This window comes from Curtobacterium sp. PhB25 (assembly GCF_004365375.1).
In the GTDB taxonomy this organism is placed as follows: domain Bacteria; phylum Actinomycetota; class Actinomycetes; order Actinomycetales; family Microbacteriaceae; genus Curtobacterium.
Window position 1 is genome coordinate 121,205 of the sequence record NZ_SODR01000007.1, and the last position, 24,544, is coordinate 145,748.

At 71.4% G+C, this 24,544-nt stretch carries 23 protein-coding genes; 8 read left to right on the forward strand and 15 right to left on the reverse strand.

Annotated features, from left to right (window positions below):
* Positions 1 to 297: 297 nt before the first annotated feature.
* Positions 298 to 1,398 carry a LacI family DNA-binding transcriptional regulator gene (locus EDF51_RS14380; RefSeq protein ID WP_228505604.1) on the reverse strand — a complete coding sequence of 367 codons (1,101 nt, stop codon included), beginning with the start codon at positions 1,396 to 1,398 and terminating at the stop codon, positions 298 to 300.
* A 227-nt stretch (positions 1,399 to 1,625) separates the two neighbouring features.
* On the opposite strand from EDF51_RS14380, the gene EDF51_RS19980 reads away from it, so the two are divergent.
* Positions 1,626 to 1,778 (forward strand): hypothetical protein, encoded by a 153-nt coding sequence (locus EDF51_RS19980; protein ID WP_159570996.1) that lies wholly within the window; start codon positions 1,626 to 1,628, stop codon positions 1,776 to 1,778.
* Positions 1,779 to 1,947: 169 nt separating this feature from the next.
* Here EDF51_RS19980 and EDF51_RS14385 read toward each other — a convergent pair whose 3' ends face one another.
* Complete coding sequence (locus EDF51_RS14385) at positions 1,948 to 2,649, reverse strand: GntR family transcriptional regulator (RefSeq protein ID WP_235035805.1); 702 nt, start codon at positions 2,647 to 2,649, stop codon at positions 1,948 to 1,950.
* 90 nt (positions 2,650 to 2,739) lie between these two features.
* Here EDF51_RS14385 and EDF51_RS14390 point away from each other — a divergent pair, with 90 nt between their 5' ends.
* On the forward strand, positions 2,740 to 3,942 hold the full coding sequence (locus EDF51_RS14390) for an MFS transporter (protein WP_134195418.1): 1,203 nt from the start codon (positions 2,740 to 2,742) through the stop codon (positions 3,940 to 3,942).
* A gap of 86 nt (positions 3,943 to 4,028) precedes the next feature.
* On the opposite strand, the gene EDF51_RS14395 is transcribed toward EDF51_RS14390, so the two are convergent.
* Entirely contained in the window at positions 4,029 to 5,192 is a 1,164-nt protein-coding gene (locus tag EDF51_RS14395; RefSeq protein WP_123293507.1) for a hypothetical protein, read from the reverse strand.
* Between the two features lie 187 nt (positions 5,193 to 5,379).
* Here EDF51_RS14395 and EDF51_RS14400 point away from each other — a divergent pair, with 187 nt between their 5' ends.
* The 4 genes from EDF51_RS14400 to EDF51_RS14415 are packed head-to-tail and all read left to right on the forward strand — an operon-like array spanning position 5,380 to position 11,799.
* A complete protein-coding gene (locus tag EDF51_RS14400) occupies positions 5,380 to 6,738 on the forward strand; it encodes a sugar ABC transporter substrate-binding protein (protein WP_123340015.1) in 1,359 nt (452 codons plus the stop codon).
* Entirely contained in the window at positions 6,735 to 7,826 is a 1,092-nt protein-coding gene (locus tag EDF51_RS14405) for a sugar ABC transporter permease (RefSeq protein ID WP_134195419.1), read from the forward strand. The genes EDF51_RS14400 and EDF51_RS14405 overlap by 4 nt, the downstream gene beginning before the upstream one ends.
* Positions 7,823 to 8,758 carry a carbohydrate ABC transporter permease gene (locus tag EDF51_RS14410; protein ID WP_111085425.1) on the forward strand — a complete coding sequence of 312 codons (936 nt, stop codon included), beginning with the start codon at positions 7,823 to 7,825 and terminating at the stop codon, positions 8,756 to 8,758. Before EDF51_RS14405 ends, EDF51_RS14410 begins: the two co-directional genes overlap by 4 nt.
* Complete coding sequence (locus EDF51_RS14415; protein ID WP_131881273.1) at positions 8,755 to 11,799, forward strand: glycoside hydrolase family 2 TIM barrel-domain containing protein; 3,045 nt, start codon at positions 8,755 to 8,757, stop codon at positions 11,797 to 11,799. Before EDF51_RS14410 ends, EDF51_RS14415 begins: the two co-directional genes overlap by 4 nt.
* A gap of 72 nt (positions 11,800 to 11,871) precedes the next feature.
* Here the strand turns inward: EDF51_RS14415 and EDF51_RS14420 are convergent, their stop codons facing one another.
* Positions 11,872 to 12,297 carry a DUF3151 domain-containing protein gene (locus EDF51_RS14420; protein ID WP_134195421.1) on the reverse strand — a complete coding sequence of 142 codons (426 nt, stop codon included), beginning with the start codon at positions 12,295 to 12,297 and terminating at the stop codon, positions 11,872 to 11,874.
* 273 nt (positions 12,298 to 12,570) lie between these two features.
* On the opposite strand from EDF51_RS14420, the gene EDF51_RS14425 reads away from it, so the two are divergent.
* Positions 12,571 to 14,142, forward strand: coding sequence for an ABC-F family ATP-binding cassette domain-containing protein (locus EDF51_RS14425; RefSeq protein WP_131881277.1), 1,572 nt, complete (start codon positions 12,571 to 12,573; stop codon positions 14,140 to 14,142).
* A gap of 7 nt (positions 14,143 to 14,149) precedes the next feature.
* Here the strand turns inward: EDF51_RS14425 and EDF51_RS14430 are convergent, their stop codons facing one another.
* Both EDF51_RS14430 and EDF51_RS14435 read right to left on the reverse strand, forming a co-directional pair.
* Complete coding sequence (locus tag EDF51_RS14430; protein WP_134195423.1) at positions 14,150 to 14,845, reverse strand: SDR family oxidoreductase; 696 nt, start codon at positions 14,843 to 14,845, stop codon at positions 14,150 to 14,152.
* Between the two features lie 10 nt (positions 14,846 to 14,855).
* Positions 14,856 to 15,359 (reverse strand): VTT domain-containing protein, encoded by a 504-nt coding sequence (locus tag EDF51_RS14435; protein ID WP_131881282.1) that lies wholly within the window; start codon positions 15,357 to 15,359, stop codon positions 14,856 to 14,858.
* An 88-nt stretch (positions 15,360 to 15,447) separates the two neighbouring features.
* Here EDF51_RS14435 and EDF51_RS19985 point away from each other — a divergent pair, with 88 nt between their 5' ends.
* The gene (locus EDF51_RS19985; protein WP_279586156.1) at positions 15,448 to 16,179 is read left to right on the forward strand and encodes a DUF3800 domain-containing protein; all 732 of its coding nucleotides are present in this window, start codon (positions 15,448 to 15,450) and stop codon (positions 16,177 to 16,179) included.
* A gap of 46 nt (positions 16,180 to 16,225) precedes the next feature.
* Here EDF51_RS19985 and EDF51_RS14445 read toward each other — a convergent pair whose 3' ends face one another.
* The 9 genes from EDF51_RS14445 to EDF51_RS14480 form a co-directional block, all read right to left on the reverse strand.
* Positions 16,226 to 17,257, reverse strand: a complete 1,032-nt coding sequence (locus EDF51_RS14445; protein ID WP_134195425.1) for a YihY/virulence factor BrkB family protein — start codon at positions 17,255 to 17,257, stop codon at positions 16,226 to 16,228.
* A gap of 4 nt (positions 17,258 to 17,261) precedes the next feature.
* Positions 17,262 to 17,777 carry a hypothetical protein gene (locus tag EDF51_RS14450; RefSeq protein ID WP_134195426.1) on the reverse strand — a complete coding sequence of 172 codons (516 nt, stop codon included), beginning with the start codon at positions 17,775 to 17,777 and terminating at the stop codon, positions 17,262 to 17,264.
* A 157-nt stretch (positions 17,778 to 17,934) separates the two neighbouring features.
* The gene (locus tag EDF51_RS14455; protein WP_134195428.1) at positions 17,935 to 18,978 is read right to left on the reverse strand and encodes a Gfo/Idh/MocA family oxidoreductase; all 1,044 of its coding nucleotides are present in this window, start codon (positions 18,976 to 18,978) and stop codon (positions 17,935 to 17,937) included.
* Positions 18,979 to 19,215: 237 nt separating this feature from the next.
* On the reverse strand, positions 19,216 to 20,151 hold the full coding sequence (locus EDF51_RS14460) for a prenyltransferase (protein WP_134195430.1): 936 nt from the start codon (positions 20,149 to 20,151) through the stop codon (positions 19,216 to 19,218).
* On the reverse strand, positions 20,148 to 20,564 hold the full coding sequence (locus EDF51_RS14465; RefSeq protein WP_166673564.1) for a lycopene cyclase domain-containing protein: 417 nt from the start codon (positions 20,562 to 20,564) through the stop codon (positions 20,148 to 20,150). The genes EDF51_RS14460 and EDF51_RS14465 overlap by 4 nt, the downstream gene beginning before the upstream one ends.
* Entirely contained in the window at positions 20,561 to 20,893 is a 333-nt protein-coding gene (locus EDF51_RS14470; protein ID WP_111085416.1) for a lycopene cyclase domain-containing protein, read from the reverse strand. The genes EDF51_RS14465 and EDF51_RS14470 overlap by 4 nt, the downstream gene beginning before the upstream one ends.
* Entirely contained in the window at positions 20,893 to 22,533 is a 1,641-nt protein-coding gene (gene crtI / locus EDF51_RS19990) for a phytoene desaturase family protein (RefSeq protein WP_243698127.1), read from the reverse strand. The genes EDF51_RS14470 and crtI overlap by 1 nt, the downstream gene beginning before the upstream one ends.
* Positions 22,530 to 23,468: a phytoene/squalene synthase family protein gene (locus EDF51_RS19995; RefSeq protein ID WP_243698128.1), complete on the reverse strand. Its 939-nt coding sequence runs from the start codon at positions 23,466 to 23,468 to the stop codon at positions 22,530 to 22,532. The genes crtI and EDF51_RS19995 overlap by 4 nt, the downstream gene beginning before the upstream one ends.
* Positions 23,465 to 24,523 carry a polyprenyl synthetase family protein gene (locus tag EDF51_RS14480; RefSeq protein WP_111085415.1) on the reverse strand — a complete coding sequence of 353 codons (1,059 nt, stop codon included), beginning with the start codon at positions 24,521 to 24,523 and terminating at the stop codon, positions 23,465 to 23,467. The genes EDF51_RS19995 and EDF51_RS14480 overlap by 4 nt, the downstream gene beginning before the upstream one ends.
* Positions 24,524 to 24,544: the final 21 nt, after the last annotated feature.

Here is a 24,544-nt window from a genome sequence, read left to right on the forward strand (position 1 = left end):
TCGAATCGGTACTGGGTCAATGTATGCGCTTACATCGCGTCGCGCAACACCGGGGTTCCGTGCCGGGGTGGTACGTAGGCGCGGGCGGCGGCAGCGAGGGTCGGAGCGAGGGTCGCTGCGCACGGTGCGCGTTCCGTCGCCGGGTGCGAGGCTGCCCGCTCCGTGCGCGGTTACAGGCCCGCACCGGGCGGTCAACGTCGCACGGGATGAGCAAAGCCGCACGGTGCGGACGCACCGCCGCACCCCTCGCCGCGCCGTTCGCCGCGCCATGCGCCGCGCCGCTCGCCGCACCGCTCGTCACAGCGCCGGCGGGCAGCTCTCGCGCAGCAGCACCTCGACCGGCAGGCGGACGGCGCGCGGCGGTCCCTCGCGGTGGTCCAGCCGGTCGACGATCGCCCGCACCGCCGCACGCCCGAGCTCCCCCATCGGCTGGTGCACGGTGGTGAGCCGCGGCGACGAGAAGCGCCCGGCGTCGATGCCGTCGAACCCGGTGACGACGACGTCCTCGGGCACGCGCAGGCCCCGGGCGGTGGCGGCGTCGAGCACCCCGAGCGCCGACTGGTCGTTCGAGCACACGATGGCCCGGGGCACCTCGTCCGCCAGCAGCGTCGCCGCCAGCTCGCGCGCCCGCGCCCGGCCGAAGTCGCCGTGCACCACCCGGACCGACGAGGCCGGCACCCCGTGGTCCGCCAACGCCGACCGGAAGCCCGTCGAGCGCTCCATGTCGTCCGGCGAGTCGATCGGGCCTGCGACGTACGCGAGCGACCGGATGCCGAGCCGCCCGATCACGTGCGATGCGAGCGTCCGCATGCCGGCGCTGTTGTCCACGCTCACGGAGTCGAACCCGTGCGACCGCCGGTCGTCGGCGAGCACCACGACCGGGATCCGACGGGCGACGTGCTCGAGCAGGTCGTCCGGCACGGTCTGCGCGAGCACGGCGAGGCCGTCCACCCGGCCGGCGACGTCGTTGACGATCACGTCGCGCGAGGACCCCCGACCGGCGGCGACCATGAGCGCGAGTCCGCGCTGCCAGGCCTCGGTCTCGGCGCCGCGCAGGACCTCGTCGAAGTACAGGTTCGAGGAGAACGGCTGGGTCACGTGGCGGCGGTCGTCGACCACGCGGACACCCCCGTCGGTGACCAGGTCCGGCCGTTCGTCGGGCACCACGTCGAACCCGGGCAGCAGCAGTCCGACGACGCCGGTGCGCTTGCCGGCGAGGGCTCGGGCGTTGCCGGAGGGGACGTAGCCGAGGCTGCGGATCGCCGCCTGGACGCGGTCCCTGGTGCCCTCGCGGACGGCGTCCGGCGTGCGGAGCACGCGCGAGACGGTCGCGATCGAGACGTTCGCGGCACTGGCGACGTCGTAGACCGTGGGAGGTGCGGTACGTGGTGCAGCCAAGCCGTGCCTCCCGTCCGACGTCCGCTGGTGCGCACCGGGGCGGCGCGGCCGCACCATCCTAGGCACGGTCCGTGACGGCACTTCTCCACATGTGACGAAAGCCCTTGCGGCGGCCGGAGCGACCGCGCGACACTGTCACGACCTCAGTACGTCCCGTGAGGAAGCGCACCGGCGGGCAGGATGCCCGCGCACACCACGATGCCCACACGCAGGGGAAGGACACCGACATGTCACAGGCGACACGATCCGGAAGCAAGCTGGCGAACCGCGCGAGCCACGACGAGGCCGAGGTGCGCGACGCGCTGCTCGAGCGCACCGACGGCGGCGGTTCGACGTTCGACCAGCTCGACGCGACGGAGGAGCGCGCGGACCGCCCGTAGCGGGTCACGTCCGGCGACGGCCAGGAGGCGCGGACCGGCAGCTGCTGTCGGGTCGCGTCTCCGGCATGGTCGCGTCCAGTGCCCTGCTCGCGTCACGGCGGACCGGGTCACGCGCCGCGCGTCCCGCCGGGCCCCGCGGTTCGTGTTCCGTCAGGTCACGCGGTTCGCGTCAGCGCTCGGTGGCCCCGACGATCGTCATGCCCGCGCCGCGCAGTCGGCGGCGCTCCTGTGCGATCCAGCCGAGCAACCGGTCGTTCGTCCCGGCGACGTGCGCTGCGACGAGCCCGGCCGCACGGTCGGCGTCGCCGTCGCGCACGGCGTCGATGATGGCGCTGTGCTCGTCCCACGCGGCGTCGCGGGCCTCGGGCGTGCGGACCTCGATCCACCGGGTGCGCTCGAGACGGGTCAGGGCATCGGCGATCGCGTCGGTGATGAACCGGTTGCCACCGAGCGCCGCCAGGTCGAGGTGGAACGTCGAGCCCATCCGGATGCCGGCTTGCTGGTCGGGCGTCGGGCGCAGGGCGTCGAGGTGCCCGCGGACCTCGGCGAGCTGTTCGGCGCTCGCCCGCTCGACCGCGAGTCGGGTGGCGGCGGGTTCGAGCACGCCCCGGAGTTCGGCGAGCGAGGCGATCTCGTCGAGGTCGATCGGGGTGACCGTCCACGAGCGCCCCTCGTGCAGGATGAGGCCCTCGCGCTCGAGCCGCGACAGTGCGGCACGGACGGGGGTCCGCGAGGCGTGGAACCGCGCTTCGAGACCGCGCTCCGAGATGCGCTCACCCGGCGCGATGTCGAGCGTCAGGATCGCGGCACGCAGGTTGTCGTAGAGCTGGGCCGTCTGCGACACCGGGGTTGCATCGGTCGTGTCGGTCACGGCCAACAACTCTAGCGGGGACACCGTCGGAATGGTATACCGTTGTGGTATACCAATTGCTTCCGACATGAAACGATGCGAGCCACCACGATGACCGCGACCGCCGCACCCCCGACGCCCACCACGATCGGCCGCCGAGCGTGGACGATGCTCGCGCTCGGGGTCGCCGCGCAGGCCGCCGGGACCCTGGTGGTGACGGCTCCCGCTCTGCTCATCCCGTACCTGCACGCGAACGGTACGTCCCTGACCGTGGCGGGCGTCCTCGCCGCCGCGCCGACGTTCGGCATGGTCCTGACGCTCATCGCCTGGGGCGCCATCACCGACCGGATCGGCGAACGGATCGTGATCGCCGGCGGACTCGTGCTGACGACCCTCGCGGTGGTCGGGGCATGGCTCGCCGCGGGCGACCCGGTCCTGCTCGGGCTGGCCTTCCTGCTGGGCGGCATGACGAGCGCGTCGACGAACGCCGCGAGCGGCCGGGTCGTCGTGGGGTGGTTCCCGAAGGAGCGGCGCGGGCTCGCGATGGGCATCCGGCAGATGTCGCAGCCGCTCGGGGTGACGCTCGCGGCCGTCACCGTGCCGCAGCTCGCCGAGGGGTCCGGGATCCGCGCGGCCCTCGTCCTGCCGATCGTCCTCTGCGCCGTGCTCGCGGTGCTCTGCGCCGTCGGCATCCAGAACCCGCCACGACCGGCCCGGCACACGGCACCGGCCGACGCGACGGCGAACCCGTACCGGGCGAGCGGGTTCCTGTGGCGGATCCACGCGGTGTCGATCCTGCTCGTGGTGCCGCAGTTCACCCTGTCGACCTACGGGCTGGTGTGGCTCGTCGGGCTGGGCTGGTCGACGGCCGCGGCAGGGCTGCTCGTCGGGGCGTCGCAGTTCGTCGGGGCGATCGGGCGGATCCTGGTCGGGGTGTGGAGCGACCGGGCCCGCTCACGCGTCGGACCGCTGCGGATCGTCGTCGTGAGTGCCGCCGTCGTGATGGGGCTCCTCGCGCTCGTCGACGTCACGCACCTGGCGGCCGGCGCCGTGTTCCTGGTGATCGCGACGAGCGTCACCGTGGCGGACAACGGGCTGGCCTACACGTCGGTCGCCGAGGCGGCCGGGCCGTTCTGGTCCGGTCGCGCCCTCGGCACGCAGAACACCGGGCAGTTCATCGCGGCGAGCGCCGTCGGCCCGGGCATCGGCGCGTTGGTGACGGCGCTCGGGTTCGCGGCGTCGTTCGGCATCGTGGCTGTGCTGCCGCTGCTGGCCCTGCCGCTGGTCCCGCGTGCGGACCGGTCGCACGACTGACCGCGCGATGCACTGTAGGAACGGGCGTACTTGGTCGAAAGAACTGACCAGGTACGCCCGTTTCGATAAGGTACGCGCGCGGCTCGCTAGGCGGGGACCACCGGGCCGACGGGCCAGCGGAGCAGCGCGGCGGCGGGAGCGCCACCGGGCAGCGACGCGGCGTTGACGAGCACGAGCTCGGCGTCGGTCAGGACCGCGGCCCGCACGAGCGCGCACACCGCCGGCACCGCCCCGATCACCGGCGTCCCCGCGGCCTGCTCCGGTGCGGTGGCGACCCACGGCGCCCCGGCGAGCGCGAGCAGCGTCCGGTCGCCGATGGCCACGGCGTCGAGGGCGACGGTCGCACCCTGGGCCTGCTGCAGCGCCTCGACGACGGGTCCGAGGCCGGTGACGACCTGGTTGTCGCCACGCCCGACGTGCGTGCGGAGCGAGTCCTCGAGGTCGTGACGGCGGGTGGCGACGACGCGGGCGAGTGCGGTCTCGACGTGCTCGACGAACGCCTGCTTCGAACCGGCGTCGGCTCGCGGGTCGCCCGGGAACACCGAGACGAGTGCACGGGTCTCGGACGAGAGTGCCTTCACCAGCAGCTCGCGGGCGGTGACGTCACCGGCGACGACGACGAGTCCGGGGCGGATCGTCCGAACGGCCTCGTCCACGGCGGCAGCGGTCTCCGAGGAGTTCTGCTTCCAGATCTCCTCGGTGTGCTGCTGCCAGTGCGGCTGCTTCCACCCGGTGCCGGCCTTGGCGTAGTGCAGGGTGTCGTTCCGGCCTGCCACCTGCTGCTCGGACGCGTCGGCCGCGACCGGGGCGTGCCCGAGGCGGTAGGCACGGAAGGCCCCGCCCTCCTTGCCGGCGTGGACCACCAGGAACGGCAGGTCGACGGGACGGTGGGCGACGAGCGGCACCAGGTCCGGCACGGCTCCGACGCCGACGGACTCCGATCCGTGCAGCGGCCCGGGCAGGACCTCGCTCAGCACGACCTCGCCGTCGTGCACGAGCACGTACCGGGTGACGGGCGAGGGGACGCCGGGCTCCTGCTCGAACTCGGTGGCGACGGCGTCGACGACCTCGTCGGACGCACCCTGTGCCCGGAGCCCCTCCTCGACACCGCGGAGCTTGAGCGCCGCCTGTCGTCGGGGATCCTCGACGTTGCCGGAGACGTCGGCGTAGGCCCAGGCCCAGGTGCCGCCGCCCTCCAGTCGCTCTCCCAGGATCCGGTGCAGTTCGCTCGTCGCGTTGGTCGACGTCATGGCAGCTCCTCTCGGACGGTTGCCGGAGCCGATGAGCCCCGGCGCTCTCACGTGCGACCACACTCCACCTCGCCGCCACCGGGCGTCCACAGTCGGGAGCGAACACCCAGGCGCGAATCTGCAACGACGCTCGGTTTTGTGGTTGGCTGAGCTGGACCCCGAATCGACGACGAACCGGAGTGCGGCAATGACGCCACGACCACGACCCATCTCCAGACGACAACTCCTGGGCTTCGGCATCGGCACGGCGGCGGCAGGGCTGCTCGCCGGCTGCGCGGTCCCCGGTTCCACCAACGTGAACAAGGCCGCCCTCGTGCCGGCCGCCGCGTCGGGCGAGACCGTCCAGCTCACCTACTGGGCCTGGTTGAAGGACCTGCAGAAGGTCTGCGACGTCTGGAACAAGACGCACCCGAACATCCAGGTGTCGGCGAACTGGATCCCCGGTGGCAACAGCGGGGGGTACCAGAAGATGTACTCCGCGCTGGCGGCCGGCGGCGGTCCGGACATCGGTCAGGTCGAGCTGCGGCAGATCCCCGAGTTCATGCTCGCCAACGGTCTCGTCGACCTCGCCCGCTACGGCGCGAAGGACTTCGAGTCGAAGTACGACGAGGCGGCGTGGGCGCAGGTGTCCTTCGTCGACGGCATCTACGGCATCCCGCAGGACACCGGCCCCATGGGCTTCTACTACCAGACCGCCCTGCTCGAGCAGGCCGGCGGTGAGCCCCCGACGACGTGGGACGAGTGGCGCGACCTGGCCGAGAAGGTCCGGAAGACGGGCAAGCAGAACTACCTCGAGGTGTTCCCGGTCTCGGACGCGTCACCGTTCGCCGCGTACGCGCAGCAGGCCGGCGCCCGCTGGTTCAAGGTCGACGGTGACGAGTGGGTCGTCGACATGACCGACGACAAGACCCTGATGGTCGCGGACTTCTTCGACGGGGTCATCGACGACAAGCTCGTCGACACCAGCGCCGGTGCGTACTCCCCCGGCTGGTACGCCTCGGCCGCGAGCGGCAAGATCGCCGCGGTCACGAGCGCGAGCTGGGGTGACGCCCTGATCGAGTCCGTGCAGGGCGGCGAGGGCAAGTGGAAGGTCGCCCCGATGCAGAAGTGGGGCGCCGACGGCTTCGGCTCGAGCGCCATCGGCGGTTCGACGGCGGCGGTCCTGGCGAACGCGAAGCACCCGAGGGAAGCGCTCGAGTTCATCACCTGGATGACCACCTCGAAGGAGGGCATCGACGCGATGATCAAGTACTGCGGCATCGGCTGGTCGCCCGCGGTCGACTACATCGGCAAGCAGCGTGAGCAGCCGTCCAAGTGGTTCTCCGGCCAGAACTACAACGAGGACGTCTTCGTGCCGGCCTCGAAGGAGCAGAACATCGACTGGTCGTGGTCCCCCGTGACCCAGTCGGCGTTCACCAGCCTGCAGAACCAGTTCCGCCGCAAGCTCACCTCGGGGCTGAAGCTCAGTGACGCCGTGGAGCTCGCACAGCGGGAGATCGTCCAGTCCTTCAAGGACAAGGGCCTCAGCGTCAGGACGGCACGATGAGCCAGCAGACCAGCACGCGACCCGCCTTCCGCACGAGCACGAAGGCCACGAGTGCGCAGAAGCGTGCTCCGTGGATCCTGCTCGCGCCGTTCCTGACCCTGTTCCTGCTGACGTTCATCATCCCGATCATCAGCGCCCTGTTCCAGTCGTTCACGACCGTCGACCGCGAGGGCCTGTTCGGCGAGGACGGCGTCGTCGGCAAGTTCGCCGGCTTCGACAACTACGCGATCGCGCTGCAGGACTCCGGCTTCGTCGCCTCGATCGGCCGCATGCTGCTCTTCGGCATCGTGCAGGTCCCGGTGATGATCATCGCCTGCACGATCCTGGCGCTGCTGCTCGAGTCGGCGAGCGCCCGCTGGCCGGGCTTCTTCCGCGCGATCTACTTCATGCCGTACGGCGTCCCCGGCGTCATCGCGACGATCCTGTGGTCGTTCCTGTACGTGCCCGGCCTGTCGCCGATCGTGTCCCTGCTGCAGTCGATGGGGCTGCAGCCGGACTTCCTCGGCGCCAACAGCGTGCTGTGGTCGATCGCGAACATCGTCACGTGGACCTACACGGGCTACAACATGCTCATCATCGTGGCGCAGCTCAAGTCGATCCCCGGCGAGGTCTACGAGGCCGCCAAGATGGACGGCGCCGGACCCTTCCAGGTGGCGTGGCGGATCCAGATCCCGCTCATCGCGCCGGCCCTGGTGCTCACCACGGTGTTCTCGATCATCGGCACGCTGCAGCTCTTCGCGGAGCCGCAGATCCTGTCCACGGTCGCCCCGGCGATCGACACCGAGTACACGCCGAACTACGCCGCGTACACGAACGCGTTCGCGTTCAACGAGTACGGCGTCGCGAGTGCGCAGGCGGTCATCATCGCGCTGGCCGCGTTCATCCTGTCGTTCGCGTTCCTCGCGTTGACGAACCGCGCGCCGAAGGACGAACGCGACCGGCGCAAGCGCGCCAAGCGTGACGGCCTGGAGGCCCGCACCGCGCTCCAGACGCGCGCTGCGGCGGGCAGCACCGGTACTTCCCAAGCCGCACCGGGCCTCCAGGCCAGGTCCGGTCTGCAGAACGGAACGAAGGGGGCGGACGCATGACCAGCGAAGCCATCGAAGCGCCGGCCACGGCGAAGACCGCCGTCCCCGTGGACACCACGTCGATCTCGGCGCACCAGCGCCGCAAGCTCGACCGGTCTCCCCGCTCGCAGATCGTCGTGACGGGCATCCTCGTCATCGTCGCGCTGTACTTCCTCGTCCCGCTGTACTGGGTGGTCATCGCCGCGACGAAGACGACCGGCGCGCTGTTCTCGACGAACGGGTTCTGGTTCGGCGGCGAGTTCGCACTGTGGAGCAACCTGCAGCAGGTGTTCACCTACGACGGCGGCATCTTCGTCCGGTGGATCGCGAACAGCATCCTGTACTCCGGCGTCGGTGCGGTCCTGGCGACCTACTTCGCCGCGGCCGGCGGGTACGCCCTGGCGAAGTACGACTTCAAGGGTCGGCAGTTCGTGTTCGGCACGATCCTCGGCGGCGTGCTCGTGCCCGGGACCGCGACGGCGCTGCCGCTGTTCCTGCTGTTCTCGACGCTGGGCCTGACCGACACGTACTGGAGCGTGCTCATCCCGAGCCTCGTCTCCCCGTTCGGCCTGTTCCTGTGCCGGGTGTACGCAGCGGCGTCGGTGGACACCACGCTGCTCGAACAAGCACGCATCGACGGTGCCAGCGAGCTCCGGATCTTCCACACCGTCGTGCTCCGGCAGATGACCCCGGCCCTGGTGACCGTGTTCCTGTTCCAGGTCGTCGGCATCTGGAACAACTTCTTCCTGCCGCTCATCATGCTGGCAGACCAGAAGCTGTACCCGATCACACTGGGGTTGAACAACTGGCGCTCGCAGGTCGACCGCCTGCCGGAGTTCTACCAGCTCACCACCGGCGGGGTGCTCGTCTCGGTCATCCCGCTCGTCATCGCCATCATCGTCCTGCAGCGCTTCTGGCGCGGGGGCCTCACGGAAGGATCGGTCAAGGGTTGACCAACTCCGCACTCGACGACCTCCACTCGACCTCGCCGGGTTCGGCATCACGGCTCCCTCCGCGGGCCGCGCTCCACACCGACGCACCCTCGCTGTCACTGAACGGCGACTGGCGCTTCCGGTGGTCGCCGGTCGCATCGGTGTCCGACGCGTTCGCCACCGACGCCGCCGTGGAGGACGACCCCGCGTGGGGCGAGCTCCCGGTGCCGTCGCACTGGGTGCTGCACGGGCACGGGTCGCCGAGCTACACGAACCTGCAGTACCCGTTCCCGATCGACCCGCCGCACCCGCCGGACGAGAACCCCACCGGTGACCACCGGCGCACGTTCGAGCTGCCGTCGTCGTTCGCGGCGGCCGGTCGGGTGCTGCTGCGGTTCGACGGTGTCGAGTCGCACTTCCGGGTGTGGTTGAACGGCACGCTCGTGGGCTGGTCGACCGGGTCCCGCCTGGCGACCGAGTTCGACGTCACGCAGCTGCTCCGTCCGGGGTCGAACGACCTGGCCGTGCGGGTGCACCAGTGGTCGGCGGCCTCCTACCTGGAGGACCAGGACCAGTGGTGGCTGCCCGGGATCTTCCGCGACGTCACGCTGCTCGCCCGTCCGACGGCGCCGATCGACGACGTGTTCGTGCGCGCCGGGTGGGCACCGACGCTCGGCAGCGCCGCGACGGCCGGGACCGCTGCGTCCGGACGCCCGGCGACCGGCAGCGGGACGATCACGTTCCCGACGCTGGACGCTGGCTTCCCGGTGCGGTTCGCGGTGCCCGACCTCGGCGTCGACGTGACGTGGGCGACGGCCGACGAGGTCGCGCCGATCGAGGTCGAGGGCGTCGAGCCGTGGAGCGCGGAGCTGCCGAAGCTCTACGACGCGACGGTGTCGACCGGCACGGACGCCGGCGGTGCCGCCGGTGGCGAGACCGTCTCGTTGCGGCTCGGCTTCCGCACCGTGTCGATCGAGGGCGACCGGTTCCTGGTGAACGGCGAGCGCGTGGTGTTCCACGGCGTGAACCGGCACGAGACCCACCCCGTCCGCGGCCGCGTCTTCGACGAGGAGCACGCCCGCGCGGACATGGCGCTCATGAAGCGCAACAACGTCAACGCGATCCGCACCTCGCACTACCCGCCGCACCCCCGCGTGCTGGACCTCGCCGACGAGCTCGGCTTCTGGGTGATCCTCGAGACCGACCTCGAGACCCACGGGTTCATCTTCACCGGCTGGGTCGGCAACCCGTCGGACGACCCGGCATGGGCGGACGCCTACCTCGACCGCGTCGCACGGACCGTCGAGCGGGACAAGAACCACCCGTCCATCGTGATGTGGTCGCTCGGCAACGAGTCCGGCACCGGCCGGAACCTGGCGGCGATGTCGCAGTGGGTGCACGACCGCGACGCCGAGCGCCCCGTGCACTACGAGGGCGACTACACGGGCGAGTACACCGACGTGTACTCGCGGATGTACCCGTCGCTGCAGGAGACCGAGTCCATCGGCGGCGGCACCCCGACGCCCCTGCTCGGCTGCGGCCCGGCCGAGGCCGCACGGCAACGCTCGAAGCCGTTCATCCACTGCGAGTACGTGCACGCCATGGGCAACGGCCCCGGCCAGATCGCCGAGTACGAGGCCCTGGTCGACCGGTACCCGCGCCTGCACGGCGGGTTCGTGTGGGAGTGGCGCGACCACGGGCTCCTGGCGCAGACGGCGTCCGGCCAGGACTACTACGCCTACGGCGGCGACTTCCACGAGGTCGTGCACGACGGCAACTTCGTGATGGACGGCCTGGTGCTGCCCGACGACTCCCCGACCCCGGGGCTCGCCGAGTTCGCGGCCGTCGTCGCCCCGATCCGCCTGGCGGTGTCGGACACCACGATCCTGGTCGAGAACCGGTACCACTCGGCCTCGACCGCCGGGCTGCGGTTCTGCTGGACCCTGTCGCGGAACGGCGTCGTCGAGGCCTCCGGTCGGTTCGCCGCCGGTGTGGTGGCCGCCCGCGAGTCGGCGACCGTCCCGGTGCCGTCCGAGGTGCTCGACGCGGCCACGGCCGAACTCACACCCGGCGACGAACTCTGGCTCGACCTGACCGCCGAACTGGCGGGCCCGACCGCGTGGGCGGACACCGGCCACGTCGTCGCACGCACCCAGCGGCTCGTCGCGAGCCGTGTGGCGGACGCACCACGGGCCTCCCGGCAGGGGTGGGACGGCGACCGTCTCGGCGACGGGACGTTCTCGGACCGCGGCGACCTGGTGTCCTGGAAGGGACACGAGGTCGCAGGACCCCGCCTGGAGCTCTGGCGCGCCCCGACCGACAACGACCGGCTGGCGTCGCAGGGCGGCTACGAGACGGCGGACCCGGTGCTGACGCACGGTGTCGGTGACCCGGACGCTCCCCCGTCGGCCTCGCGCTGGCGGGACCGTGGACTGGACCGGCTGACCCACCGCCTGGTGTCAGTGGCACGGACCGACTCCGGCCTGGAACAGCGGGTGCGGGTGGCGGCGGCGAACAGCGGGTGGGGCCTCGAGGTCACGCACCGCTGGACCCTGACGTCCGACGGGCTCGTGCTGCAGACCGACGCGGTGCCGTTCGGGGCGTGGGACGTCACCTGGCCGCGGATCGGGGTGCGGTTCGACCTGCCGGCCGGGTTGGCCGACGAGACGGCCACGTGGTTCGGCACCGGGCCGCTCGAGTCGTACGCCGACTCGTCACACGCTGCCCGGGTCGGCCGGTTCACCGCTCCGGTGCGGTCGCTCGGGGTCGAGTACTCGCGGCCGCAGGAGACCGGGCACCGGCCTGCTCTGCGCTCGTTGTCCGTCGGGCCGTTCACGGTGTCGACCGTGGGGTCGCACCGTGCGGGCTTCACCCTGTCGCCGTGGACCGCGCAGCAGATCGACCGCGCCGAACACCCGTACGAGCTGCCGACGTCGGACCACCTGTACCTGTACCTCGACGCGGCACAGCACGGGCTCGGCTCCCGCGCGTGCGGCCTCGACGTGCTGCCGGAGCACCAGCTCTGGCCGCAGGCGTTCAGTTGGAGCGTGGCGCTGGCGTAGGGCGGGTCCGGGTCTTCCGGAACCTGGTTTCGTCGTTTCGCGCCGCACGCCGCGCGCCGCGACCGCGCCGCGCTACGCGTCGGCGGACAGGGCGCGCAGTGCCTCGGGGTCGCTCGCGTTCAGGAAGTCGGTCAGGCGCTCGGGCTCGCCGGGCTCGTCGATCGCCTCGGCCGCACGGCGCAGCGCGAACAGCGCACGGAGCACGCCCCGGTTCGGCTCGTGCGCCCACGGCACCGGACCGGCACCGCGCCACCCGGCCTTGCGCAGGGCGTCGAGCCCGCGGTGGTACCCGACGCGGGCGTAGGCGTACGACTCGAGCGCCGCGCCATGCTCCCAGGCCTCGTCGGCGAGCAGGGCCCACGCCAGGCTCGACGACGGGTGCGACACCACCACGCTGGCGACGGGAGCGTCGGCGGCGAGCGCCGCGGTCACCTCGGGTTCGGCGGGCAGCAGGGTCTCAGGGTTCGTCGACGGGTTCGGCAACAGGTTCTCCGGCATGCCCCCAGCCTGTCATCCCTTGCGCGTCCCCGTGGCCGGGATTACCGTGGGAGACACCTCGTCGTCATCACGAGGCCCCCGGGGCGGGAGACCGACCGGCGGCACGGATGGCGGACACGGGGGTCCCCGACGGAAGAAGACGGATTGCTGTCGATCACCGGTTCTGCTCAGCCCACGCGCTGACACCGTGATCGCGCGCCCCCGTCGGGCGCTCCACCGCACAGCGGTGGGTTCGGTGTCGTGCGCCCAGCATCGACACCGGGAGGCATCCCCATGCCCAGCAGTCCATCCGTCGTCCTGCACGACGTCACCTTCGCCTGGCCCGACGGCACCGTCGCCCTCGACCACCTCACCGCCGCCTTCGGGCGTGGCCGGACCGGCCTGGTCGGGAGGAACGGGGCCGGCAAGTCCACGCTGGTCCGGCTCGCGACCGGCCGGCTCCACCCCACGTCGGGCACCATCTCGACGTCCGGCCCCGTCGACCACCTGCCGCAGCGCCTCGCAACGGGGACCGACGACGCCGTCGCCGACCTGCTCGGCATCCGGTCGACGCTCACCGCGCTCCGGGCCGTCCTGTCCGGTGACGCGTCGCCCGAGCACTTCGAGGCGGTCGGCGACGACTGGGACCTCGAGGAACGGGCCGCCGCCGCGATCGCGAGCGTCGGACTCGACGGCGCCGACCTGGAACGCCCGGTGTCGACGCTGTCGGGCGGGCAGTCCGTGCTCGTCGCCGTCGCCGGGGTGCGGTTGCGCGGTCGTCCGATCGCGTTCCTCGACGAGCCGACGAACAACCTGGACCGTCGGGCACGAGGGCTCCTGCTCGACCTGGTCGACGACTGGCGTGGCACCCTCGTGGTGGTCAGTCACGACCGGGAGCTCCTCGAGCACGTCGACGAGACGTGCGAGCTCCGCGCCGGTGCGATGACCGTGTTCGGCGGGACGTTCAGTGCGTTCGAGGAGCACGTGGCCGTGCAGCAGGCGGCCGTCGAACGGGAGGTCCGGGTCGCCGAACAGCGACACCGCACCGAGAAGCGGCAGCGCATCGAGGCCGAGACGAAGCTCGCCCGGCGTGCCAAGGCCGGTGAGAAGGCGGGCCGATCGATGCCGAAGATCCTGGCGAACGAGCAGCGGAAGAAGGCGCAGGAGACCGCCGGCCGACTGCGCGTCGGGTACGCGGACGACGAGGCCGCCGCACTCGCCACCAAGCGCGAAGCCGAACTCCGGCTGCGCGACGACGAGTCCATCCACGTGACCCTGCCCGACCCGGACGTCCCGGCGTCACGACAGATCGCGACCGTCACGGTTCGCGGGCGGGACGTCATCGTGCAGGGGCCGGAGCGGATCGCCGTCACCGGGGACAACGGCGTCGGCAAGTCCACCCTGCTCGAACAGCTCGTCGGTTCGCCGGAGGCGCGGGAGCACCCGCTCCCCGACACCGGAGCCGTCGCCCACGTCGAGCGGATCGCGTACCTGCCGCAGCGGAAGGACACCCTCGACGACACCGCCACGGTGCTCGACAACGTGCGACGGGACGCCCCGCACGTCGCCGTCGCCGAGGTCCGGAACCGCCTCGCGAAGTTCCTGGTGCGCGGCGACACCGTCGACCGGCTCGCCGGGGCGCTGTCCGGCGGGGAGCGGTTCCGGGTGGCGTTGGCGAGCCTGGTGCTGGCCGACCCGCCGCCGCAGTTGCTGGTGCTCGACGAGCCGACGAACGACCTCGACCTGACGAGTGTCGACCAGCTCGTCGACGCGTTGCGGGCCTACCGCGGCGCGCTCGTCGTGGTCAGCCACGACGAGACGTTCCTCGACCGGCTCGAGCTCGACGCGCGCATCGAGCTGTCGTAGCCCGCTGTCAGCGCCGTCGGGTCGGTCGGATCGCGAGCGAATCGACGGTGCCGCGCTCCGGCAGGTCGACGACCGTCCGGACAGCGGCGGCCACGTCCTCCGGCGCCAGGTAGTAGGCGGTGTCGTAGTCCTCGCCGAGCTTCTCGGTCAGCGCCCGCTGCATGTCCGAGTCCGTCCGGCCCGGGTGCACGCTCGAGACCCGGACGCCGTTCGCCCGCTCTTCTTCGCGCAGGGCGTCGGCGAAGGCCCGCAGTGCGAACTTCGACGCCGCGTACACACCACCGCCGGGGCCGGAGTGGAAGCCCGAGCCGCTGTTGATCGGCACGACGATGCCCCGAACCGCTCGGAGTGCCGGCAGCGCCACCCGGGTGAGCTCGGCGACCGCGAACAGGTTCGTGGCGAAGACCTGCTCCCACACGGCACGCGGGGTGTCGGCGATGGTCGTGCCCTGCTCGACACCGGCGGAGTGCACGAGCACGTCGAGCCGGTCGGGCAGCGGCGGCAGGTCCCCCGCGCCGAGGTCACCGACGAACGGCACGGCGCTCGGCAGCTCGGCGACGAGGGCGTCCACTGCCTCGGCGTTCCGCCCGCCGACGAACACGTGGTGGGTGCGACCGAGGTCGGTCGCGATCGCGCGGCCGATGCCGCGGGTGGCACCGGTCACCAGGGCGACCGGACGGTTCTGGAGCTGTTCTGTCGTCACGTGGGCCAGCCTACGGAAGCCGGGCCGGGCCTCCCGTCCGGTTCCGTGATCTGTGGAGAACCGTCACCGCGACGACCATCGCGACCACCAGGACGGCCACCAGGACGGCCACCGCCGCGATGCCCCACGGCGAGCCGGCCAGCGCGGCGACGACCGCCCAGAACACCGCGAGCCCGACGGTGGCGTAGAGGAAGGCCCACGCGACGCACCCCGGCACCATCGCGGTCGTGTACCGCCACCACGCCACGCGGGCGAGCCCGGCGGCCGCGTTCATCACCGTCTGCAGCCCGACCACCACGAAGCTCACCGTCACCACCGGCAGGCCCCAGCGCTCGAGGAGCACTGAGCCGCGGCGGACCGCCGGCGAGTGCAACCAGCGACCCCAGCGGGAGCGCGAGGCACCCGTCACTGCGAGACGCGCGACCCAGTACGTGGCCTGCGCACGGCAGAACACGATCACGAAGAGCGCGAGGACGAGCTGCCAGAACGGCAGCCCGTCGAGGAAGGCGGGCACGGTCGCACCGTAGCGCGCCGACCCCCGCGGACGCCTGGAGTACGTCAGTATCTGGTACATGGAACGTCACACAGCCGCCACCGAGCGCATGCGGCTCTTCTACGTCGATGACTCGGGGAGCGCCGAGCACGGCGGGCTGATCGTGTACGCCTGGGTCGAGGTGTCGCCGACGTCGTGGGCGCCCGCCCTCCGCACCTGGCTCGATCTCCGGAAGGAACTGGCACGGGACTTCGGGATACCGGTCTCGCGGGAACTGCACTGCACGCACTACACCCAGGGTCGCGGCAAGGTGGCAGACCACCCGCCGGCGCGACACGTTGCGCAGAGCGCAGACGGAACGACAATCGTCCTGTGGAAGGACCTCGGGCGCGAAGTCGCCGAGCGATGCCTGCGGACCCTCACTTTCCTTCCCGGTGTCCGTGTGGGATCGGTCTTCCGGTGGGTACCTGAGGGCGGGAAGGCCTGGGGTGCCGCGAAGTACGAGACGTACGCCGATCTCGTGGCGATGATCGATCGCGAGCTGGCCGCCGAGGACGCCTTCGGGATCATCACGATGGACGGTGACGACGAGAACTACCGATCCGCGCATCGTGCCCTTCCGCTGGCGACGCGCCGAGTGCTCGAGGACCCGGTGGCACATGACAGCCGTCGTTCGCAGTGGGCGCAGATCGCCGACCTCGTGGCGTACACGGTGAACATCCACCTCAATCGGCACCCACGCAACGCGTTCGGATGGGATTGGTACGACCAGCACCTGCGACCCCTGGACCGAAACGGTGCGCCGTTGCACGTGCCCGGAGAAACAGCTAGACCCGCCTGATCCACGAGAGTGGGGCGGGTCCGCTGCACCAGTTTACCGGATTCGGTCAGTCGCCGTCGGCGCCCTGCCGGATCCTGATCCCCTCGAGCACGTCCTGCGCCCGCTTCTCGTCCTGCTTCTCGATCTGGCGGGTGTCGCGCTCGGGGAGCTGGATGTCCTCCTCCGCACGGATGCCGGCCTGCAGCTGCCGGCCGCGCTCGAGCTCGGCGTCGAACTCGGCACCGAACAGCAGCGCGTTGTTCGTGATCCAGATCCACAGCAGGAACACGATGACCCCACCGAGGGAGCCGTACGTGGCGTTGTAGTTCGAGAAGTTGCCGACGTAGAACCCGAACCCGACGCTCGCGATGATCCAGATGAGGAGCGCGAGGATCGATCCGCCGCTGACCCAGGTGAACTTCGGCTGCTTGACGTTCGGCGACCAGTAGTAGAGCACTGCCACGGTGACGATCGCGATGATCAGCAGGATCGGCCACTGCACGATCAACAGCACCGTCGCGGCGACGTCTCCGAGGCCGATGACGTCACCGAAGCTGCGCGCCAGGGGGCCGGAGACGAGCACGAGCAGACCGAGCACGAGCAGGACGACGGTGACGAGCGTCACGCCGAGCATGGTCGGGCGGAGCTTCCAGATCGGCCGGCCCTCGCGGACGTTGTAGATCCGGTTCATCGCCCGGCCGAAGGCGCCGACGTACCCGGAGGCCGACCAGAGCGCACCGACGACACCGACGATGAACGTGATGGGAGCGGCGGGCGAGCGGACGAGACCTTCGAGCGGCTCCTTGATCAGGCTCACGACCTGGTCGGACCCGATGTTGCCGATGATCTGCAGCAAGGTCTTGATCGTGTTGTCGGCCTGCCCGACCAAGCCCAGGAGCGACACGACGGCCAGCAGTCCGGGGAAGAGCGCGAGGACCGTGTAGTACGTCAGGCTCGCGGCGAGGTCGGTGCACTGGTCGCTGGAGAACTCACGCAGGGTCTTCTTCAGCGTGTAGACGAGCGTGGGCTTGGTGAGGTCGGTGGGACTGTCCGGCTTCCGGGAGTCGTCCGGGTCCGGCTTGTGCTGCTCCTGCGCCATCGGACTACCCCCGCGCCTTCAGGGCCTGCTTCGACCGCTTCACGGCGGCCTTGCGGTTCTTGGTCGCCCGTCGCTGCACCGCGGCGATGCCGGTCTGCTGCTTCACGCGGGCCTTGTGGGCCGGGTCACGGTCCAGCGCTTGCTCGGCCGCCTTCGCCCGGGCCTTACGCCCCTTGCGGCCGGACTGTGCCTGCTCCTTCGCCGAGGGGCCGTCGCCGCGCGCGCCGAAGGGCAGCAGCGCGGTGAACGCCGAACTCGCCGGTGGCGTCGCCAGGTGGCCGGCGGGACGGTTGCGGATCGCGATGCCGGTGATGATCGCCGCGATCCCGGTGAGTCCGGTGATGCCCATCGCCACGAGCGGGGTCGGGTCACGGTGCCAGCGCTGTCGGGTCTTCGCGACTGCGAGCCGTGCCCGCGCCGGGAGGTTCGCACGGCGCTTGAGCTCGGTGACGGTGTCGGTCATGCGCTCACGCGTGCGGACGTTCGCGAGTTCGAGCTCGGGGAGACTGTCCTTGGCCATTCCCCAGTTTCTACACGGTGGGGCCGGGGGCGCGCCCAGATGGCCGCGGCGCGGCCGCCCGGTCCGTGTCGCTCCTGCGGCAGTGGACGCGACCCAAGGGCGGACGGGAGGCCCGTGGCAGGCCCGCCACGGGCCTCCCGTTCGCCGGTCACGGCGTTCAGGACGGGACGACGACGTCCTCGGGCTGGCCGCTGGCAGCCGAACGACCGGCTGCCTCCATGAGTGCGAGGCTGCGCAGGTTGTCGCGGCCGCTCGTCGCCGGTGCCGGACCGCCCTCGACCGAACGGGCGAAGGCCTGCAGCCCGCCCTGGCGGTCGGTGTGCTCGAGCACGGGCAGCTTGACGGGCTCGGCCTCGTCGTCCTGGGTGCGGCGGAGGGTGACCACGTCGCCGTCGACCGCGTTCGGGGCTCCGTCGCGGCTGGTGAACCAGAGTTCGCCGTCCTCGCCCTGGATGCTCCACTCGCCGGCCCACGCCGTGCGGGGGCCGCGGCTCAGCCAGCTGCCGCGGTAGCTGACGACCAGGCCACCGTCGAGCTCGATGATCATCGAGGCGATGGCTTCGTCCTGGTACTTGCTGTACGACGGGAAGGTCGCCTTGGCGAAGACCCGGACGGCCTCCTGTCCGGTGACCATCCGGAGCAGGTCGAAGTGGTGGATGGCCATGTCGTTGATCATGGCGTGGGGGAACTTGTAGTGCGGGTGTTCCTCGAACGCCAGGTCGTTGTCCCACTGCCGGAAGTCGACGTTGATCGCGGAGAGCTCGCCCACGGTGTTCGCAGCGAGCAGGTCCTGCACGGCGCGCGGTGCCGGGTACCAGCGGTAGTTCTGGCTGACCTGCAGCACGAGGCCGAGCTCCTCGGCACGGCGCACGGCGGTGACGGCCTCGTCCGTGGTGTTGGCGAACGGCTTCTCGACCAGGACGTGCTTGCCGGCGTCCAGGGCCTCGAGGGCGAGCGGCACGTGGGTGACGGCGGGGGCGGTGATGACGACGGCGTCGGCCTCGACCCCGGCGAGCGCCTCGGTGAGGGACGCGAACGCGGCGGACGCGGGCAGCCCGAGGTCCTGCTGCACGGCGGTCAGCGTCGCCGGCACCGGGTCGACGATCCCGACCACCTCCACTTCGGAGACCTCTGGGATGGCGGTGCGGGCCCAGTTGCCGCCCCACCCTCCGAGACCGACGTGGATGATCCGGACCGTCATGCGTGCACTCCTTCGTGGCTGCCGCGTCACGACTCCCGTGACGCGTCCGTCCAGTCTGTCAGTGCTGCGCGCGCCGGGCGTCGAGGTTCGGGCGTCGAGGTTCCACGACATGCCGCGTGCGCGGCGCCGAGGTTCCACGGATCGCGCCGGGCGACGTCGAGATGCCGAGATTTCGGAACCTCGACGGGACGCCGACGGGACGACCGAGCCCGACCGCGACCAGCGCGACCCGGGCGCTCAGTGCGTGAAGGCGTAGGCGATGAGCGCCATCGTCACGATGAACCCCGCCAAGTAGTTGATCCAGAGGAACCGCTTCCACCCGGCGTTCGCGGCCTCGGCGCCCTGGTCCGTGATGTTCCACCACGGCAGCACGTTGAGCGCGTACGGGATCACGACGACGGCGGCGATCGGCCCCGGGAACGCCGAGAACAGCAGCGCGACGCCGGCGACCAGGTACGCGACGAACGCGAGTCGCACGGTCGCCCGCGCACCGATGACGGTCGCGACGGAGCCGATGCCGCCGGCCCGGTCGGCCAGGACGTCCTGCACCGCGCCGAACGCGTGCGAGGCGACCCCCCACAGGAAGAACGCGATGCAGACGGCGACGAGCTGGCCGGTCCAGTGCGGTCCGGCGAGCGCCAGGCCGTAGATCGCGGGCGAGACGAAGTGGGTCGACGAGGTCAGGGAGTCGAGGAACGGCTTCTCCTTGAACCGCAGCCCCGGGGCCGAGTACGCGATGACGGCGAACACGCTGATCGCCAGGACGAGCCACGACCACGGCCCGTTCCCGCTCACCGCCCCGAGCACGACGAGCGCGACCAGGAACGGCACGTTCGTGACGACGACGGCCCAGAGCGTGGTGCGGTGGACGCTCTTGTCGAGCAGCGCCCCCTCGACGCCGCCCTTGCGCGGGTTGCGCAGGTCGGACTCGTAGTCGAAGACGTCGTTGATGCCGTACATCGCCAGGTTGTAGGGCACCAGGAAGTACACGACGCCGACCAGGAACGCGACGAGCGAGAACCCGCCGCCGCTGTCGTCAACGCTGACGCCGACCCCGCTGCCGAGCAGGTACGCGGCCCCGAACGGGTAGGCGGTGTTCACCCAGCTGATCGGACGCGACGAGACGAACAGTGCTCGCAGGGTCGACGGCCTGGAGGCGGTGCTGGCGTTCACGGGGTGTCCTCCGGTGGTGCGGTGGTCGGGTCGGGCGCGGGGCGCGCGGCGGCCGGGTCGCGCAGGCCCGTCCGGTCGAACAGGACCCACAGGCTCGGCAGCAGCACGATCGCCGCCATCGCGTACGCGAGGTCCTCGACCGGGATCGCCCCGATCTTCGCGCCGCTGATGAGCGAGGGGTCGTAGGCGACGATGCGCAGGGTCACGATGACGTTGTCGAACACGATCGTCATCACGAGCAGCGCGATCCCGGCGACGAGCGACGTGACGAGCGCGACCCGACGCCCGGGCCCCGGTGCGCGTCCCGCCGCTCGTGCACGGCGCGCGGCCACGATGCCGGCGACGACCGCCACCACCGCCACGACGGCGAAGAACGGCAGGGCCAAGAGGCCGTAGGCGCCGGAGCCGGTCACGGGCGCCGCCGTCCGAGCGACCGCTGCACGACGGGCCGGACGAAGCCGACCAGGTCCATCGTCGAGTAGCAGAGCAGCAGCAGGAAGAAGAGCTCCTCGAGCGGGACCTCGGGGGCGAGGAGCACCCCGGTCAGCAGGTGCTGCGGGCCGATGAAGAAGATGCCGTACGCGACCCCGGCGACGTCCCACACCATGAAGAACGCGACGCCGACGACCATCACCGCAGCCGCACGCCACGGCGCTCGCCAGAAGAACAGCCGGAAGCGGGCGTCGAGCACGGTCATGCCGATCAGCGACACGACCAGGCCGGCGAGGTACAGCCCCGGCATCAGACGGTGCCGGCCTGGTTCCGCGGGGTGCCGAGCGGCGTCGGCAGCGGTTCGGTGCTCGTGTCACCGTGGATCCGCTTGAGCAGGACCTCGGCGCTGATCAGGCACATCGGCAGACCGATGCCCGGGATCGTGGACGCCCCGGCGTAGTACAGGCCCTCGACCTTGGCCGACGCGTTCTTCTCGCGGAAGAACGCACTCTGCTTGAGGGTGTGCGCGGGACCGAGCATCGACCCGTTCCACGCGTTGAGGTCGTCGGCGAAGTCGCGCGGGCCGATCGTCCGGCGGACCCGGATGCGGTCCCGCAGGTCGGGGACGCCCGAACGCTCGGCGACGACGTCGATGGCGCGGTCAGCGATCTGCTCGACCTCCCAGTCGCCGGCACCGTCGATCCCGCCTTTGCCGATGGACAGGTCGGCGGGCAGGGGCACCAGGATGAAGAGGTTGCTCGAGCCGCGGGGCGCTACGGACGGGTCGGTCTCCGACGGCGCGCAGACGTAGATCGACGCGGGGTCGGGGACGTGCCGGTCCTTGCCGAAGATCGCGCCGAAGTTCGCCTTCCAGTCCTCGGTGAACACCAGGGTGTGGTGCAGCAGGCCGGGCGTCGGTCCGTCGATGCCGAGGTAGACGAGCACGGCGCTCGGCCCGGGGTCGCGGGTCTTCCAGTGCTCGGCACCGTGGGTGCGGTGCTCGCGGTCGAGCAGCTGCATCTCGGTGTGCTGCAGGTCGGCGGCGCTCACGACCAGGTCGGCCGGAGCCGTGTGCTGCACGCCGTCGCGGTCGCGGTGCACGACCCCGGTGGCGACGCCGTCCTCGACGACGATCCGTTCGACCTTCGCGCCGGCGATGATCTTCGCGCCCTCGGCACGGGCAACCCGCTCGACCGCGGCGATCACCTCGGTGATGCCGCCCTTCGGGTAGAGCACCCCGTCGGCGAGGTCGAGGTGGCTCATCAGGTGGTACATGCTCGGTGCGGCGTACGGGCTCGTGCCCAGGAACACGGCCGGGTAGCCCAGGATCTGCCAGAGCCGCCGGTCCTTGACCGCCGAGGCAGCGCGGGACGACAGTGGCTGCAGCAGGAGCCGGGCGAGCTTCGGCAGGCGACGGAGCACGTCGGGGGCGGCGAGCTTCGTGAGGTCCTGGAACGTCGTGTACAGGAACCGGCGGATCGCCATCGCGTAGGTGTCCTCGGCCGAGGCGAGGTACTTCCGGATCCGCTTGCCGGCTCCGGGCTCGACGGACTCGAACAGCGCGATGTTCGCCTCGGCGTCGGCGCGCAGGTCGATCGGCTCGTCGTTGCCCTCGCTGTAGACGCGGTACCCGGGGTCGAGCTTGACCAGGTCGAGTTCGGCGTCGGCCGAGGTGCCGAGCAGTTGGAAGAAGTGGTCGAACACCTCGGGCATGAGGTACCACGACGGCCCGGTGTCGAACCGGAAGCCGTCGCGCTCCCACGAACCGGCACGGCCGCCGAGCTGCGACCGCTGCTCGAGCACGGTCACGGCGAAGCCGTCCCGCGCGAGCAGCGCCGCGGACGCCAGTCCGCTGATGCCGCCGCCGATCACGACGGCGCGTCGGGCGGGCACCTTGCGCCGGGTGGTGGCGGCGACGGCCGTCGGACGGGAGGCGCGGGGCGGGGTCATGACGTGCCTCCTGGCCGACGGGTGGCCACCTTCGACCGCACGGGGGCGCGTCCGGCGAGCACCTGTGCGGCCAGGCGTGCCTTCACCGGGTTCGGGACGCGCACGCGCGTCGTCACCAGGCGCGTCGCCGGCGTGCGGGCGATGCGGTCGTTGAGTTCCTGGAACAGGGCGTGCGCGAGCCCGACGGCGTTCCGGGCGTCGGCCGGCAGCAGCCGGATCGTCCGGGCCGCGTGGTCGAGGTCGGCCTGCACGTCGGCGACCAGGCGCTGCTTCGTGGCCTCGTCGAACGAGCGGATGTCGACCCCCGGGAAGTACGAGCGGCCGAGCACCTCGAAGTCGGCGTGCAGGTCGCGCAGGAAGTTCACCTTCTGGAACGCGGCGCCGAGCGCACGGGCTCCCGCGACGAGCTCAGCCTGGTCGAAGGTCGGGCGGCCGGCGCGGTACACGAACGCACGCAGGCACATCAGCCCCACGACCTCGGCCGAGCCGTACACGTACGCCGCGAACGAGGCGTCGTCGTGCTCGGTGCGCTCCAGGTCCATCCGCATCGACGCGAAGAACGGCTTGGTGAGCTCCGCGCCGAAGCCCGTGACCCGTGCACTCCGGGCGAATGCGTGCACGACCGGGTTCGCCGAGAAGCCGAGGGCGATCGCGCGCTCGGTGTCGGCCTCGAGCTCGTCGAGGACCGTCCGTGCCAGGTCGGGATCGAGCCCCGCCTCGGTCGCGGGACCGTCGACGACCTCGTCGGCGACGCGCACCAGCGCGTAGACGTTGCGGATGTGCTCGCGGGTGTCCTTGGCGAGCAACCGGCTCGCCAGGCCGAACGACGTCGAGTAGCGGTCGATGACGACGCTCGACGCCGCCTCGGCCGTGGCGTCGTACAGGGGGAGCCGACCGGACGGCGCACTGCCGGTCCGGGTGGTGTCGGTCGTCACCGGGCGCGCTCCACGAGTTCGGTCACGAGGCCCTCCAGGCGGTCGGCGAGGTCGTACGGCAGTCCGGAGAGCTCGGCACGGGCGAGTGCGACGTGGTCGGCGATCCGGGACTCGGCTGCGGCACGGGCGCCGCAGGTGACCAGGGTCGCACGGAGTTCGGCCGCACGTTCCTCGGTCAGGTCCGGGTCACCCAGGTAGGGAGCGATGTCCGGCCAGCAGTCCGTCGTGGCCGCGTAGGCGATGAGCATGGTCCGCTTGCCCTCGCGCAGGTCCCCCAGCACGCTCTTGCCGGTGGTCGTCTCGTCGCCGAACACCCCGAGCAGGTCGTCGACGATCTGGTAGGCGATGCCGATCTCGCGGCCGAAGGCGCCGAGCGCGGTGACGACGGTCTCGGGCGCGCCGGCGAGCACGGCACCGGACTGCAGCGGTGCCTCGAACGAGTACACGCTCGTCTTCGCCCGTTCCATCGCCAGGACCTCGTCCACCGTCGGCATCACGCCCAGGGCCAGGTCGACGTCGGTCATCTCACCGGCGGCGCTGGCGAACACGGCTTCGTCGAGCAGTTCGAGCAGACGCCCACGACGCTCGCCCGTCACGCCGGAGGACTCGATGAACCGAGGGGCGCCGGAGAGTGCGAGGTCGCCCGCGATCACGGCGGCGCTCATCCCGCGGTGCTCGGCGGTCGGCAGCGGCAGCCCACCGGTGGTGCCGGCGTCGCGGTAGGAGCCCGCGACGTTCGGCTGGCCGCGGCGCGCCCAGTCACGGTCGATGACGTCGTCGTGCACCACCAGCGCGGTGTGCAGGAGTTCGTAAGCCGCGGCGACGTGCGCGGCAGCGTGCACGTCGTCCCCGCCGAGGCCGAGGTACGCGGTCAGGACCATGCGCGGTCGGAAGCGCTTGCCGCCCAGGCTCGCCTTGCGGAGCACCCGCCAGAGTTCCTCGGACGGACGGCCGTAGCGCGCGGCACGAGCCGAGGACACGACGAAGAAGCGCTCGAGACAGTCATCGACGAGCGCGAGGTCGATGTGCGCCACGGTGGCCGCTTCCTCGCTCATTGGCCTAACCTATCGGTGCAG

Excerpts from the sequence above, each read along its gene's own strand:
- EDF51_RS19980 (WP_159570996.1), top strand. The coding sequence starts at position 1,626 with ATGTCACAGGCGACACGATCCGGAAGCAAGCTGGCGAACCGCGCGAGC.
- EDF51_RS14405 (WP_134195419.1), top strand. The coding sequence starts at position 6,735 with ATGAGCCAGCAGACCAGCACGCGACCCGCCTTCCGCACGAGCACGAAG.
- EDF51_RS14390 (WP_134195418.1), top strand. The coding sequence starts at position 2,740 with ATGACCGCGACCGCCGCACCCCCGACGCCCACCACGATCGGCCGCCGA.
- EDF51_RS14420 (WP_134195421.1), bottom strand. The coding sequence starts at position 12,297 with ATGCCGGAGAACCTGTTGCCGAACCCGTCGACGAACCCTGAGACCCTG.
- EDF51_RS14410 (WP_111085425.1), top strand. The coding sequence starts at position 7,823 with ATGACCAGCGAAGCCATCGAAGCGCCGGCCACGGCGAAGACCGCCGTC.
- crtI (WP_243698127.1), bottom strand. The coding sequence starts at position 22,533 with ATGACCCCGCCCCGCGCCTCCCGTCCGACGGCCGTCGCCGCCACCACC.
- EDF51_RS19985 (WP_279586156.1), top strand. The coding sequence starts at position 15,448 with ATGCGGCTCTTCTACGTCGATGACTCGGGGAGCGCCGAGCACGGCGGG.
- EDF51_RS14450 (WP_134195426.1), bottom strand. The coding sequence starts at position 17,777 with ATGGCCAAGGACAGTCTCCCCGAGCTCGAACTCGCGAACGTCCGCACG.
- EDF51_RS14425 (WP_131881277.1), top strand. The coding sequence starts at position 12,571 with ATGCCCAGCAGTCCATCCGTCGTCCTGCACGACGTCACCTTCGCCTGG.
- EDF51_RS14470 (WP_111085416.1), bottom strand. The coding sequence starts at position 20,893 with ATGCCGGGGCTGTACCTCGCCGGCCTGGTCGTGTCGCTGATCGGCATG.
- EDF51_RS14455 (WP_134195428.1), bottom strand. The coding sequence starts at position 18,978 with ATGACGGTCCGGATCATCCACGTCGGTCTCGGAGGGTGGGGCGGCAAC.
- EDF51_RS14400 (WP_123340015.1), top strand. The coding sequence starts at position 5,380 with ATGACGCCACGACCACGACCCATCTCCAGACGACAACTCCTGGGCTTC.
- EDF51_RS14480 (WP_111085415.1), bottom strand. The coding sequence starts at position 24,523 with ATGAGCGAGGAAGCGGCCACCGTGGCGCACATCGACCTCGCGCTCGTC.
- EDF51_RS14395 (WP_123293507.1), bottom strand. The coding sequence starts at position 5,192 with ATGACGTCGACCAACGCGACGAGCGAACTGCACCGGATCCTGGGAGAG.
- EDF51_RS14445 (WP_134195425.1), bottom strand. The coding sequence starts at position 17,257 with ATGGCGCAGGAGCAGCACAAGCCGGACCCGGACGACTCCCGGAAGCCG.